A 13,666-nucleotide genomic window follows, 5' to 3' on the forward strand; every position below is an offset into this window, starting at 1 on the left:
GACGCCTCCAACCCGGCATTGGCGAGGGCCTGACGGATCACCCGCTCCTGCGAGGGGCCGTTCGGCGCGGTCAGGCCGTTGGACGCACCGTCCTGGTTGGTGGCAGAGCCCCGGACGACCGCCAGCACCTCGTGGCCGTTGCGGCGGGCGTCGGACAGGCGCTCCAGCAGCAGCAGGCCGGCGCCCTCGGCCCAGCCCGCCCCGTCGGCAGCGGCGGCGAAGGACTTGCTGCGGCCGTCGGGCGCGCTCGCCCCCTGCCGGGACATCTCGGTGAACAGCGTGGGTGCCGCGTTGACGGTGACGCCGCCGGCCAGGGCGAAGGAGCACTCTCCCGAGCGCAGCGCCTGGGCGGCCAGGTGCAGGGCCACCAGGGACGACGAGCAGCCGGTGTCCAGGGACAGTGCCGGGCCGAGCAGGCCCAGCTGGTACGCCAGCCGGCCGGACCCCACGCTCGACGCGGTGCCGGTGACCTGGTAGCCCTCCAGGTCGTCGGGGACCGGCCCGGCGGCGTAGCCGGTGGACCAGATGCCGGTGAACACGCCGGTGGCCGTGCCCTCCAGCGTGGTCGGGTCGATACCGGCGTACTCGATGGTCTCCCACGCGGTCTCCAGCAGGATGCGCTGCTGCGGGTCCATGGCGAGCGCCTCGCGGGGCGATATCCCGAAGAACGCCGCGTCGAAGTCGCCGGCGGCGTCGAGGAAGCCGCCCCGGGACGTGCTCGACGTGCGGGGGCGGCTTCCCGTCGGGTCGTACAGGCGGTCGATGTCCCATCCCCGGTCGGCCGGGAAGTCGCCGACCGCGTCCACGCCGTCCGCGACCAGCCGCCACAGGTCCTCGGGGGTGCCGACGCCTCCGGGGTAGCGGCAGCCCATGCCGATGACCGCGATCGGCTCGTCCGTCACGGCCGGGGCCTGCGGCGGCGCGTCCTGCTCGCCGGACCCGCCGGACAGGTGGGCGGCCAGCCGTGCGGGGGTGGGGTGGTCGAAGACGAGGGTGGCGGGCAGGTTCACCCCGAGCGCGGCGGTCAGGCGGTTGCGCAGTTCCACCGCGGTCAGTGAGTCGAAGCCCAGGTCCTTGAACGCCTGCCGGGGGTCGAGCCGCTCGGGGGTGGCGTGTCCCAGCACCCCGGCGGCGTGGGTGGTGACCAGCTCCAGCAGGTCGGTGCCGCCGGCGGGGGGCGCGGGTCGGGGGGCCTGCGGCCGGCTGTGGGCCTCGGGCAGGTCCCGGAGCAGCCGACTCGGCCGCGCGTGGGTGTAGGCGCGGGCGAACTGTGCCCAGTCGGCCTCGGTGACGACCGCGAGGGCCTCGTCGTGGTCGAGGACGTCCTGCAGCGCGTCGAGTGCCCGGCCCGGGTCCAGTTCACCGAGGCCGAGCAGGGTGCGCTGGCGCTGCACGGGCTCCAGGGCCGCCATGCCGCCTTCGGCCCAGATGCCCCACGCGACGGAGGTCGTGGCGCGGCCCCGGGCGCGGTGCTGCGCGGCCAGGGCGTCGAGGAAGGCGTTGCCGGCGGCGTAGGCCGCACCGTGGCCGTCGCCCCACACGCCCGCGGTGGAGGAGAACAGGACGAAGGCGTCGAGGTCCGGCAGGAGTTCCGCCAGGTTCGCCGCCCCGGCGACCTTGGCCATGACGACCTCGGCGAACTCCGCCGGTGTCGTGTCGGCCAGCCTGGTCGCCCTGATCAGGCCGGCGGTGTGGAAGACCGCGCGGATGTCGCCGACCCGCTCGACGAGGGCCCGCAGGGCGTCCCGGTCGGCCACGTCGCACGCCGCCACGGTCACCCGCGCCCCGGCTGCCTCCAGTTCGTCGCGCAGGCCGGCCGCGCCGGGTGCGTCGGGGCCGCGGCGGGAGGCCAGCACGATGTGCTCCGCGCCCTGCCGCGCGAGGCGGCGGGCCACATGCCCGCCGAGCGCGCCGGTGCCGCCGGTGACCAGCACCGTGCCCTGCGGCCGCCAGGGCCGCGCGGCCGGGCCCGACGAGGCCTTGCGGCGCAGCCGCTTGGCGAAGCGCCGGGTGCCGCGGATCGCCACCTGGTCCTCGCCCGTGCCGGCGAGCACGACGAGCAGCGCGTTCACGCTCTCCTCGTCGGGCACGGCGGGAAGGTCGACCAGGCCGCCCCAGCCGTGCGGGAACTCCAGCGCCGCAGATGCGCCGGTGCCCCACGCCAGGGCCTGGGCCGGGTTGGTGACCGGGTCGGTGCCCGAGGTGCTCACGGCGCCGCTGGTCGCGCACCACAGCGGGACGGCCGCCGTCCTCGCCGGGTCCGGGCTGCGCACCGGGTCCAGGGTGCGGACCAGGTCCAGGGTGCGGACCAGGCCCGCCGGGAGCACCGGGTGGTCGGCGTGCGGCTCCTCGTCCAGCGCCAGCAGCGACAGGACACCGTCCGGCCCGGGCCGGGCGTCCCCGGGTCCGGCCACGTCCCAGGTGTCGGCCACCGCGAAGCCCCGTTCGCGCAGGGCCTCGGCCCACGGGTGCCCGGTCGGGGCCAGGGCGAGCCAGCGAGCCGGGTCCACCGGGGCCGCGGTACCGCTCACCGGCGCCCATGCCACCTCGTACCGCCAGTCGTCACGGGGCACCGGCGGAGTCGCGGTCACCCAGTAGGGCTCGCGCTGGAAGGCGTACGTGGGCAGGTCCGCCCTGGGTGCGGTGCGGGGCAGGACCGGAGTCCAGTCGACGTCGGCCCCGGCGGCGTAGAGGCGTCCCGCCGCGGCGAGGAACTCGGTGAGGCCGCCGTGATCGCGGCGCAGTGTTCCGGTGGCGGCGACGTCCAGCGCAGGCACCAGCACCGGGTGCGGGCTGACCTCCAGGAACAGGTCGTGGCCGTCGGCGGTGAGCCGGGCGGTGGCCAGGTCGAACCGTACGGTTTCGCGGAGGTTGCGGTACCAGTAGCCGGCGTCGAGGGCGGAGGTTTCGACCGGCTCGCCCGTGACCGTGGAGTAGAACGGGACCACCGCCGGGTGCGGCGTGACGTCGGCCAGTTCGGTGAGCAACTGCTCGCGGACCGCCTCGACCTGCGCGGAGTGGGCGGCGTAGTTGACGGGCAGGCGGCGGGCGCGGATGCCGTCGGTCTCGCAGGCGGCCAGCAGTTCGTCCAGCACGTCGAGGCCGCCGGACACCACGACCGCCGCGGGTCCGTTCACCACGGCGGTGGTCAGCCGCTCGCCCCAGCGGGCCAGGTAGCCGGCAGCCCGTTCGACGGACAGCGCGAGGGACACCATGCCGCCCCGGTCGGCGATGACGGCCAGTGCCCTGGACCGTAACGCCACGACCTTGGCGGCGTCCCGCAGCGACAGCGCGCCGGCGACGTACGCGGCGGCGATCTCTGCCTGGGAGTGGCCGACCACGGCGTCCGGCTGCACGCCGTAGGACCGCCACAGGTCGGCCAGCGCCACCATGACGGCGAACAGGGCCGGCTGCACCACGTCGACGCGGTCCAGCGAGCCGTGGCGCAGTTCGTCGACCAGGGACCAGTCGGTGTACGGGGCCAGGGCGGCGGCGCAGGCGTCGATGCCCGCGCGGAAGACCTCGGACTGCTCGTACAGGTCGCGGCCCATGCCCGCCCACTGCGCCCCCTGTCCGGGGAAGACGAACACGGTCCCGCCGGTACGGGCCGGCAGTCCCGGCGGGAGCGCGGCCAGGCCGGACAGCAGGTCGTCCCGGTCGGCGCCGACCACCGCGGCCCGGTGCTCGAACCGGGTGCGGGCGGCCAGTGCGCGGCTGATCGCGGCGGCCGGGACGTCGGGGTGGGCGGTCGCGTACGCGTGCAGCCGCTCGGCCTGCGCGCGCAGCGCGGCGTCGGTCCTCGCGGACAGCAGCCAGGCGGTGGGGGCGGCCAGGCCCGCGGGTTCGGGAAGGTGGCCGGGATCCGGGTCGGAGGACTGCTCGATGATCAGGTGGGCGTTGGTGCCGCTGATGCCGAAGGCCGAGATCCCGGCGCGGCGGAGGTGCTCGTGCTCCGGCCACGGCCGGGCCTCGGTCAGCAGCCGGACGCCGCCGGAGGCCCAGTCGACGTGGGGGGAGGGGGCGTCCACGTGGAGGGTTCTCGGCAGCTCGCCGTGCCGCATCGCCATGACCATCTTGATCAGGCCCGCCACACCGGCCGCCGCCTGGGTGTGGCCGATGTTCGACTTCACCGACCCCAGCCACAACGGCTCCACCCGGTCCCGGCCGTACGTCGCCAGCAGCGCCTGAGCCTCGATCGGGTCACCGAGCGTCGTCCCCGTACCGTGCGCCTCCACCGCGTCCACCTCGGACGCCTCCAACCCGGCATTGGCGAGGGCCTGACGGATCACCCGCTCCTGCGAGGGGCCGTTGGGCGCGGTCAGGCCGTTGGACGCGCCGTCCTGGTTGACCGCGCTTCCCGCGACGACCGCCAGCACCCGGTGGCCGTTGCGGCGGGCGTCCGACAGGCGTTCCAGCAGGACCAAGCCGGCGCCCTCGGCCCAGCTGGTGCCGTCGGCCGCGGCGGCGAAGGGCTTGCTGCGGCCGTCCGCCGCGAGGCCGTGCTGGCGGGAGAACTCGGTGAAGCCCAGCGGTGTCGCCATGATCGTGACACCGCCGGCGAGCGCCAGCGAGCACTCGCCCGCGCGCAGGGCCTGGGCGGCCAGGTGGACGGCGACCAGGGACGACGAGCAGGCGGTGTCCACGGACAGCGCCGGACCGCGCAGCCCGAGGTGGTAGGCGACCCGGCCGGACGTGACGCTGGTCGCGACGCCGGTGAACAGGTAACCCTCCAGGTCCTGGGGCAGGCCCGGTCCGGTCGCGTAGCCGGACGACCAGACGCCGGTGAACACGCCGGTATGGCTGCCGCGCAGCGAGGCCGGGTCGATCCCGGCGTGTTCGAAGGTCTCCCAGGCCGTCTCCAGCACGAGCCGCTGCTGCGGGTCCATGGCGAGCGCCTCGCGGGGCGAGATGCCGAAGAACGGAGCGTCGAAGCCGGCCACCGCTTCCAGGAACCCGCCCCGGTTGATGTACGTGGTGCCCGCGCCGCGCAGTTCCGGGTCGTACAGGCCGCCCAGGTCCCAGCCGCGGTCGTCCGGGAAGTCGCCGATCGCGTCCACGCCCTCCGCGACGAGCCGCCACAGGTCGTCCGGCGAGGCCACCCCGCCGGGGAAGCGGCAGCCCATCCCCACGATGACGACCGGGTCGTCCTGGGCGGCCGGGGCGGCGGGGGCCGGCCGGTCGCCGGGGCCGGTACGCAGCCAGTCGATCAGCTCCGCGGGCGTCGGGTGGTCGAAGACGAGACCGGAGGGGAGCCGCCGATCCAGGGCGCCGGCCAGGCGGTTGCGCAGTTCGAGCCCGGTGACCGAGTCAAAGCCGAGGTCCTTGAAAGTGAGCGCGGGATCGATGTCCGCGGGGTTCTCGTGGCCCAGCACGAGCGCAATCTGCGCGATGACCACGGCGGCCGCGTCGATCGTGTCGCCCGACTCGGGGTCGCCCGTGTCCGTGCCGCCCGCCCCGGTGTCGTAGGCCTCCGGGGCGCCGTCCGGCCGACCGGGCGCGGCGGCCTCCGCTGCGTGCGTCCCCGGGCCGGCCGGGGTCCGTCCGCTCTGCCCCGCTGTCGCTTCGGGCAGCCAGTACGAACGGCGTTGGAAGGCGTACGTGGGCAGGTCGACCGGCGCGGCCTCGGCGACGGCCGGGGACCAGTCGACCGGCACGCCGGCCACGAACAGCCGGGACAGCGCGGTCAGGAAGACGTCCGGCCCGCCCCGGTCACGGCTCAGCGTGCCGACGGCGACGCCGGGCACGCCGGTCCGCTCGCGGGCCTGTTCCAGGGTCTGTTCTAGGGCTGACAGCAGCACCGGGTGCGGGCTGACCTCGACCACGACGTCGTGCCCGTCCGCCAGCAGTGCGGCGGTGGCCAGGTCGAAGCGGACCGGCTCGCGCAAGTTGCGGTACCAGTAGCCGGCGTCGAGCTCCGTGGTGTCGTCGAGGAGGCCGCCGGTGACCGCGGAGTAGTACGGGATGGTGCCCTGCCGCGGCTGCACACCGTCCAGTTCGGCGTGCAGCCGCTCGCGGACCGCCTCGACGTGCGCGGAATGGGAGGCGTAGTCCACCGGGACGACGCGTGCGCGGACACCGTCCGCCTCGCAGGACTCGACCAGTTCGGACAGGGCCTTCGTGTCGCCGGCCACCACGACCGAGCCGGTGGCGTTGACCACGGCAACCGTCAGCGCGCCGCCCCAGCGCGACACGTAGTCCTCGGCCCGCTCGGCGGACAGGGCCACGGACACCATGCCGCCCCGGCCGGTCAGCGCCACCAGCGCGCGGCTGCGCAGTGCCACGATCCGGGCCGCGTCGGACAGCGACAGCGCGCCCGCGACGTGTGCCGCGGCGATCTCGCCCTGCGAGTGCCCGACCACCGCGTCGGGCTCGACACCGAAGGAGCGCCACAGTGCCGCCAGGGACACCATCACCGCGAACAGGGCGGGCTGAACGATGTCCACGCGGTCGAGCGGGGCGCCGTCCAGGACATCGGCCAGGGACCAGTCGGTGTGCGGAGCCAGGGCCTGGGCGCACTCGTCCATGGCGGCCCGGAAGGCGGGGTACGCGGCGTACAGCTCCCGGCCCATGCCGACCCACTGCGCGCCCTGGCCGGGGAACACGAAGACGGTACGGCCCGGGGTGCCGGCCCGGTCGGCGGCGACCTGGACGGAGTCGAGCAGGACCGCGCGGTGCGCGAAGCGGGTTCTGGTGGTGGCCAGCGCGTGCGCGACCTCGGCGTCGGTCAGCTCCGGGTGACTGCGCACGTGTTCGCACAGGCGCTCGATCTGCGCTCGTAGCGCCTGCTTGGTCCGCGCCGTGACGATCCACGGCGCCGGCCGGGCCGCGGGGGCGGGCCGCCGGACCGGCGGCGCGGCCGCATCGGGCGCCTGCTCGACGATCACGTGCGCGTTGGTGCCGCCCATGCCGAACGACGACACGCCGGCGAGCAGGGGCGCGTCGGGCCGCGGCCAGGGGGTCAGAGCGGTCTGGACCCGCAGCGCCAGTGCGTCGAGAGGGATGCCGGGGTTGGGGGTCTCGTAGTTCAGGCTCGGCGGCAGTGCGCGGTGGTACACGCTGAGGACAGTCTTGAGCAGCCCGACGATGCCCGCGGCACCTTCCAGGTGGCCGACGTTCGTCTTGGCGGATCCGACCCGCAGGGCGCTGTCGGCGCCGCCGGACTCGGCCGGGTCGCGGTAGGCCGCCGCGAGGGCGGCGGCCTCGATGGGGTCGCCGACCGCGGTGCCGGTGCCGTGCAGCTCCACGTACTGCACATCCGCGGGACGCACGCCGGCGCGGGCCAGTGCTTCGCGGATGACCTGTTCCTGGGCCTGCGCGCTGGGCACGGTCAGGCTCCGTGTGGCGCCGTCGTGGTTGACCGCGCTGCCCCGGATGACACCGTAGACGCGGTCCCCGTCGGCCAGGGCCCGGTCCAGCGGTTTCAGGACGAGGAAGGCACCGCCCTCGCCGCGGACGAAGCCGTTGGCCCGGGCGTCGAAGGTGAAGCAGCGGTCGTCCGGGGACAGGCCGCCGAACTCCGCCGCTCCCTCCTCGCGGGCGGCGGTCAGGTTGAGGTTCACCCCGCCGGCCAGGGCGAGCTCCGACTCGCCGCGGCGCAGGCTCTCGACCGCCAGGTGCACCGCGACCAGCGCCGACGACTGGGCCGTGTCGACCGTCATGCTCGGTCCGCGCACACCGAGGAAGTGCGAGACGCGGTTGGCGATGACGCCCCGGCTGGTGCCGGTCAGCGTGTGCGGCGTGATGTGACCGGGGTAGGCCAGGGAGGTGTAGTCCTCCCACATCGCGCCGACGAACAGCCCCGTCGGGCCGCCCGTCAGCGTGCTCGGCACGATCCGGGCGTCCTCCAGGGCCTCCCAGGCGAGTTCGAGCATGAGCCGTTGCTGCGGGTCCATGCCGGCGGCCTCACGGGGGGACACACCGAAGAACGCCGCGTCGAAGCCGTCCACCCGGTCCAGGTAGCCGCCGTGCCGTACGCCCTCCCGGCCCCCGGGCGGCGCGGTGATCGCGTCGGCCCCGTCGCACAGCAGTCGCCAGAACGCCTCCGGATCCGGGGCTTTCGGCAACCTGCCCGCCATTCCGATGACAGCGACACGATCAGCGTCCGAATCCAAGGGGAAGCGCATCACATCGACACCTCGTGAGCCGGGGGATGAAGGAAGGCGGGTGTTTCCGTAGCAGTCCCGATGGGGCGGCTCCGGCCGCGCAAGCGGCCGGATCATCGAGCGCACGGGCAGCCCGGCGACCCGGTGGTGTCCGAACCCGGACCCGACCGCGCTTCGGGCGTCTGGATCAGTGGAGCGGTCCTCGAAAGCGACAGCGTTGGCGACGCTCTTCGCGGAAGATGCGCTGGTGAGCTGAGCGTAGGGGCCGAGGCGATGATCGCTCCGCCGAGCAGACCGAGCATGGCAGCAACATCACGCCATCGCCATAGGCCAGGCAAAGACTGTCTCAAACGACGCACATCACAACGTCATATGCCTGCACGACAAAGGCATCGTGGCGAGATCCGCCCCGTTGCCCCGTGAAACGCGACATTTCTCACGGACGGCCCGTCGCGGTGTCCGCCGGCGGACCCGCCGGCGAATCTGCCGGTGAACCCGCCGGTGCGGTCACGTAAGCGCGTCCACGCCCGCACCGTCACGACCGGGCCGGGTTCGTGGGCACCGTCGACGCCGTCGGTGACCACGCCCTAGAATCCCCTTCGCACTCGCGCGGAAGAACGTCCTCGACCGTCAGCCGTCCACCCGGGAAACCTCCGCACGGCGATCACCACCCGGATCGAGCGAACCGACCACCGGCGCCGCGACAGCTCCGGCTGAACCGTTCGACCCCATCGACTTCGAGACGATCGCGAAGCGCCGGCGCCCCGGCGGCACACAACCCAGCTGTCACCGATCCGTGCATCGACTGCGGCCTGGTGACATCCAGTCAGGAGGCAGCGATGCGAGCCACGTTTCCCCTCACCACACCACACCACCTCGACAACGAGCCCGAAGCCGAGGCCCTGCTCGCGCAGGCTCCGGTCGTCCTCGCGACGATGCATACGACAGACGTCTGGCTCGCCCTTTCCTACAGGGCGGTGCGCCAGGTTCTGAGCGACAGCCGGTTCAGCCGGGAGGCGGCCACACTTCCGGGCGGCCCGCTGAAACTGTCCGTCGCCGCCGACCCGTTACTGGTCACCAGCCTGGACGGCGAGCGCCACGCCCGCCTGCGCAAGCTGATGTCGCAGGCGTTCAGCCCACGCATGGTCGATCAGCTGGAGCCGCGCGTGCAGTCCATTGCGGACTCCTTGCTCGACTCCCTCGATCCAACCGCGGATCTTGTGGCAGGTCTCTGCGCTCCACTGCCGTTGATGGTCATCTGCGAGCTGCTCGGCGTGCCCTACTCCGAGGCGGAGGCCATCCGCAGGTGGACCAGGCGGCTGTTCGTCACGGACATCACTCCGGACGAACTGCGGGCCGCACAGAGCGAGATGCAGGACTGGCTCGCCGATCTGGTGCGTCAGAAGCGGGCGCAGCCGGACAACGGGTTGATCTCGGCGATGGTCGCCGCCAACGACGAGGGCGACCACCTCACCGAACCCGAGCTGCTGGCCAACCTCGAAGGCCTCCTGATCGCCGGCCACGAGACGACTGTCAACCAGCTGGGCAACTCGTTCCTGACCCTGCTGCGCCACCCGGACCAACTCGCGCTGCTGCGGTCGTCACCGGACCTGATCGGACCGGCGGTCGACGAACTGCTGCGCTACAGCAGGCTTTTCACCTCGGCCGAGATCCGGGTCACGACCGAGCCCGTCGATCTGGAGGGCGTCGAACTGGGGGCGGGCGAACCGGTGCTGCCGGTCATCGTCGCGGCCAACCGCGACCCCGGCGTGTACCCGGATCCCGGCCGCTTCGACATCACGCGCGAAGGACCGGCAGCGCACCTCGCCTTCGGGCACGGGCCGCACTTCTGCCTCGGCGCGATGTTGGCCCGCCGGGAGATGCGGGTGGCGATCGGGTCCGTGGTGAAGCGGTATCCGGGACTGCGCCTCGCCGTTGACGAGTCCGAGCTCACCTACGTGCCGGAACTGGTCTTCCGCGGCCTGCAGGCGTTGCCGGTCACTTGGTGATCCGTGGTCTCCCATACCGCCGGCGCGGGAAGTGGACGGGATCGACCGGTCGGGGCACGACACGACCGATGGCCCGTCCGCGGATCACCGGCCGGCCCGTGATGCGCGACCGGCGGGTGGTCGTCCACGGCCCCTCCGGCGGGGAACCCGGCCGCCCCGGCCCCTTGCCGCCCGCCGCGGTACGGGGCCGGGGCGGCCGCCTCACGACACCGGCGTGGCAGGGACGGCACGTCGGGACGGCACCCGTACGGTGGCCCGGTGAAGCACTTCTTCCCCTGGCTCCACAAGCCCGGTCGCGGGGGCCACGGCGGGCGGACCGACTATGCGGGCGCGGTCTACGGCTCGCTCCTCGCGGCCTCGGTGATCGCCTCCGCGAGCGCCGTCGGAAAGTTCCCCCGGGTCGAGATCACGGTCCTGCTCCTCGTCACCGGGCTGGTGTTCTGGGCCGCCCACGTGTACTCGATCCTCGCCGGCGAGCGGACGGCCGGCAGGCCCGCGGACCGGGCGGAGGTGCGCCGGGTCGGCCGGAAGGAGTGGGGAATCGTCGAAGCGGCCGTGCTCCCCGCCGCCGCCGTGGCCGTCAGCCCGCTGCTCGGGCTCGGACTGACCGCCACCGCCTGGCTCGCCCTGGCCACGGCCGTGGCACAGCAGGTCGCCTGGGCCTACCTCGGCGCCCTGCGCGCCCGCGCATCACACCGGCAGGCGGCCGTGGAGGCCGTGGTGCACCTCCTGCTGGGCCTGGTCATCGTGGCCCTCAAGGCCGCGATCGGCCACTGACGCCTCCCGGCCCGGCCACCGGGAGCCGGCGTCGACGGGACTCGTCGGGCGGGGGCCGGACGGGCCGCACCGCCCTACCGGCGCCTGCGACGGCGCCGGCGGTGCCACAGGAGTGCGGCCGTGGTGGACCCGAGGAGCACGGCGAGGACCAGCGCCGCTCCCCGGCTCCCGGCGATCCTCAGGTCCACGATCGGAACCAGCAGGAGGAGGCCCAGGGTGAACAGGACGGACAGCAGGGCGCGGAGCAGCGCCGCCAAGACGCCCGGATCGGTGCGCGCCGGTTCGATCCCGGCCAGCTCGGAGCTGTCGAAGTACCGCCTGCCGGCGCGTCGCGCGATGCGGATGGTCGACGACCGGTAGCTGGCACCCAGGTACGGCAGCCACACCAGGGGCGCCGCCATCCCCACGCACAGGACCGCGCCGAGCAGGGCCCACCGGCCGGCCCTTTCGAGCCGGGACGGCCGCCGCTCGCCCTCCTGCAGCGGGGAGACCAGACCGAGCAGATGGGTCATGCGCCGGCACACCGCCCAGACCGCGGCGGGCCCGTGGCGAACGCGGCCGTCCGCCACGGCCGGCAGCGCGTTCATCGCCTCCCGCGCGGCGCCGGTGTCGGCGTACACGGCCTGGAGGACGAGGAGTTCGGCCCCGCGCTCCGGCTCGGTCGGATCGAGCCCGGCCAGTACGGCCAGTTCCAGCACGAGTTGGGCCTGGGCCAGCAGTGCCGCACAGAAGGCGACCGGGATCAGCAGCATGGAGGGGCCGCCGACGAACGCGCCCTCGGCGGTGGTCACCCGGATTCCCCGCGACGTCAGGAGGATCCGCTGCTCCTCGCGGCCCAGGTCCGGCCGCTGCGCACGCAGCCGGGCGACGGCGGCCGCCGCCCGGGGGCCCATGTTGCGGACGGCGAACGCGGCCAGCAACTCGGGAAGGTGCCGCGGGTCGGCGAGCATGCCGCGCAGCAGGGACCGCACCAGTGCGGGCGGCACCCCGTCGAGTTCCTCGCCCGGCGGGTCCGGGCTCCGGTCGTCGCTCACCGAGGCGGTTCCGTTCACCCGTCCGCCGCCCCGCTCCCAGGAGCGGTACGCGCTCGCCGCGGTGGCGGGCGTGGGGAGGATCCGGCGGGCCGGCCTGCCACGCCGCAGCCGGGTGCGCCGGTGGCCGCGGAGCACCACGAATCCGGGCAGGCCGGCCGTCTCACGGCGCCACCCCTGGTCCGGGGCACCAGCAGGCATGGGTCTCCTTCCGTCGCGCAGGGCTCATGATGCCGCGCGACGGGGCCGTCGACCGTTCGGCCGGGCCGGGGACGAATCCACCGGGACCGGTGTGGCGGCGCCTGACCGCCAGGAATTGACGGATCGTCGCCGGAGGACGGGGAAGGAGCCGGGATGGCGTCGGCCCGTTCGCGTGCCCGTCTGCTGGCCTGCTTGGCCCTGGTCACGGGGCTGGGCCGTCGTGGTCCTGGTGTCCGTCACCGCGGGCGCCCACCAGCCGGCCAGGCCGACTCCTCGCGCTGGCCATGGGGCGCCCGACGGCTACCGGGGAGGGCCGGGCCGGTGGTTGAGGCCCGCACGCCGCCGCACGGGCCCCGCGCGGAGGCCTACCGCCCGGGGCCGCGGGGGGAGTCCGGGCCCTGCAGCACCCCTAGACCGCGTTCTCCTGCCGGTGCGTCCCCGCCGTCAACGCCCAGATGACGAACACGTCGATGGCGATCAGGACGACGGCCCAGAAGGGGTAGTAGGGCAACCACAGGAAGTTCGCGATCATGTTCAGGCCCACGACGACCACACCGAGGATCCTGGCCCACAGTGCGCCGCGGAAGAGCGTGAAGCCCGCCAGCACGATCACGAGGCCGAGGACGATGTGCGCCCAACCCCATCCGGTGGTGTCGAACTTGTAGACGTAGTTGCCGGTGATGACGTAGCGGTCGTCGTTGACGACCGCCGCGATCCCCTCCAGGACCGCCATCGTCCCGCCGAAGATCATCAGACAGGCGGCGAAGACGGTCCAACCCGTCGCGAACGGCTTCCGGCTCACTTCCGTGGTGGCGGCCGGTGCTCCGCTGACATTGCTGGCCATGCTCGGGCTCCTTCGGAGAAGGGCGTCGCTCGTTCCCGTGCGACCCGATGGGAGGCCTCCCACCACCAACTTCCCACGACCGCGGCGCGGCTGCTACTCCGCTGCTCCCCGGACCGTCCGGCGCCCGGGGCGAGGCCGCCCTCGCCGGGAACGCGGGTGCGTGGCAGCCTGAAGGAGCAGCTCTCTGAGCAGGTCACCCGTGCGGGTGACGCGGTCGCTTCGGAAGGAGTCCACGCCATGTCCGGAGGTGTCACGGGGACCGGCCGCGGGCCACAGACCGTGGAGCGGGCCTTCGCCGGCGGGTGGACCACGCTGGCCGCGGTCATGATGCTCTTCGGCGGCATCATGTCGGTCCTTCAGGGGATCGCCGCGATCCTGAACGACGACCTGGTGGTGGTCACCCGGAGTTACACGTATACGTGGAGCACCACGGGCTGGGGGTGGATCCACCTGGCCCTCGGGGTGCTCCTCGTCCTGGCCGGAACGGCGCTGTTCGGTGGCGCCGTCTGGGCGCGAGCCGTCGGCGTGGTCGTCGCCGGGCTCGGCATGATCGCCAACTTCTCCTGGCTGCCCCACTACCCCTTGTGGGCGATCGTGCTCATCACGATCGACGCCTTCGTCATCTGGGCACTGTGCGTCGGCACGACCAGGACGGTGGACTGAGCACGGAGGAGCGGCCGCCGCCCCCGACCGGGCGCGGCG

General features: G+C 74.0%; 6 protein-coding genes. 3 read left to right on the top strand and 3 right to left on the bottom strand.

Features of this window, described 5'->3' with window-relative positions; translation table 11 throughout:
* Window positions 1-8,123, bottom strand: an 8,123-nt coding sequence (locus ACFV1W_RS38130) for an SDR family NAD(P)-dependent oxidoreductase (RefSeq protein WP_380421890.1), incomplete at its 3' end; no start/stop codon positions are given.
* A 794-nt stretch (window positions 8,124-8,917) separates the two neighbouring features.
* Between ACFV1W_RS38130 and ACFV1W_RS38135 the strand changes: the two genes are divergently transcribed.
* Together ACFV1W_RS38135 and ACFV1W_RS38140 are read left to right on the top strand one after the other, a co-directional pair.
* Window positions 8,918-10,111 (top strand): cytochrome P450, encoded by a 1,194-nt coding sequence (locus tag ACFV1W_RS38135; RefSeq protein ID WP_380421891.1) that lies wholly within the window; start codon window positions 8,918-8,920, stop codon window positions 10,109-10,111.
* Window positions 10,112-10,369: 258 nt separating this feature from the next.
* The gene (locus tag ACFV1W_RS38140) at window positions 10,370-10,888 is read left to right on the top strand and encodes a hypothetical protein (protein WP_380421892.1); all 519 of its coding nucleotides are present in this window, start codon (window positions 10,370-10,372) and stop codon (window positions 10,886-10,888) included.
* Between the two features lie 74 nt (window positions 10,889-10,962).
* Here the strand turns inward: ACFV1W_RS38140 and ACFV1W_RS38145 are convergent, their stop codons facing one another.
* Window positions 10,963-12,120: a hypothetical protein gene (locus tag ACFV1W_RS38145; RefSeq protein WP_380421894.1), complete on the bottom strand. Its 1,158-nt coding sequence runs from the start codon at window positions 12,118-12,120 to the stop codon at window positions 10,963-10,965.
* 409 nt (window positions 12,121-12,529) lie between these two features.
* Entirely contained in the window at window positions 12,530-12,964 is a 435-nt protein-coding gene (locus ACFV1W_RS38150) for a hypothetical protein (protein ID WP_380421896.1), read from the bottom strand.
* 237 nt (window positions 12,965-13,201) lie between these two features.
* On the opposite strand from ACFV1W_RS38150, the gene ACFV1W_RS38155 reads away from it, so the two are divergent.
* Window positions 13,202-13,627, top strand: a complete 426-nt coding sequence (locus ACFV1W_RS38155; RefSeq protein WP_380421897.1) for a hypothetical protein — start codon at window positions 13,202-13,204, stop codon at window positions 13,625-13,627.
* Window positions 13,628-13,666: the final 39 nt, after the last annotated feature.

The sequence above is a fragment of the Kitasatospora sp. NPDC059648 genome, assembly GCF_042734825.1.
In the GTDB taxonomy this organism is placed as follows: Bacteria; Actinomycetota; Actinomycetes; order Streptomycetales; family Streptomycetaceae; genus Kitasatospora.

Bases quoted from the DNA above. Each gene is read 5' to 3' on its own strand.
- ACFV1W_RS38155 (WP_380421897.1), top strand. From the start codon at position 13,202: ATGTCCGGAGGTGTCACGGGGACCGGCCGCGGGCCACAGACCGTGGAG.
- ACFV1W_RS38150 (WP_380421896.1), bottom strand. From the start codon at position 12,964: ATGGCCAGCAATGTCAGCGGAGCACCGGCCGCCACCACGGAAGTGAGC.
- ACFV1W_RS38145 (WP_380421894.1), bottom strand. From the start codon at position 12,120: ATGCCTGCTGGTGCCCCGGACCAGGGGTGGCGCCGTGAGACGGCCGGC.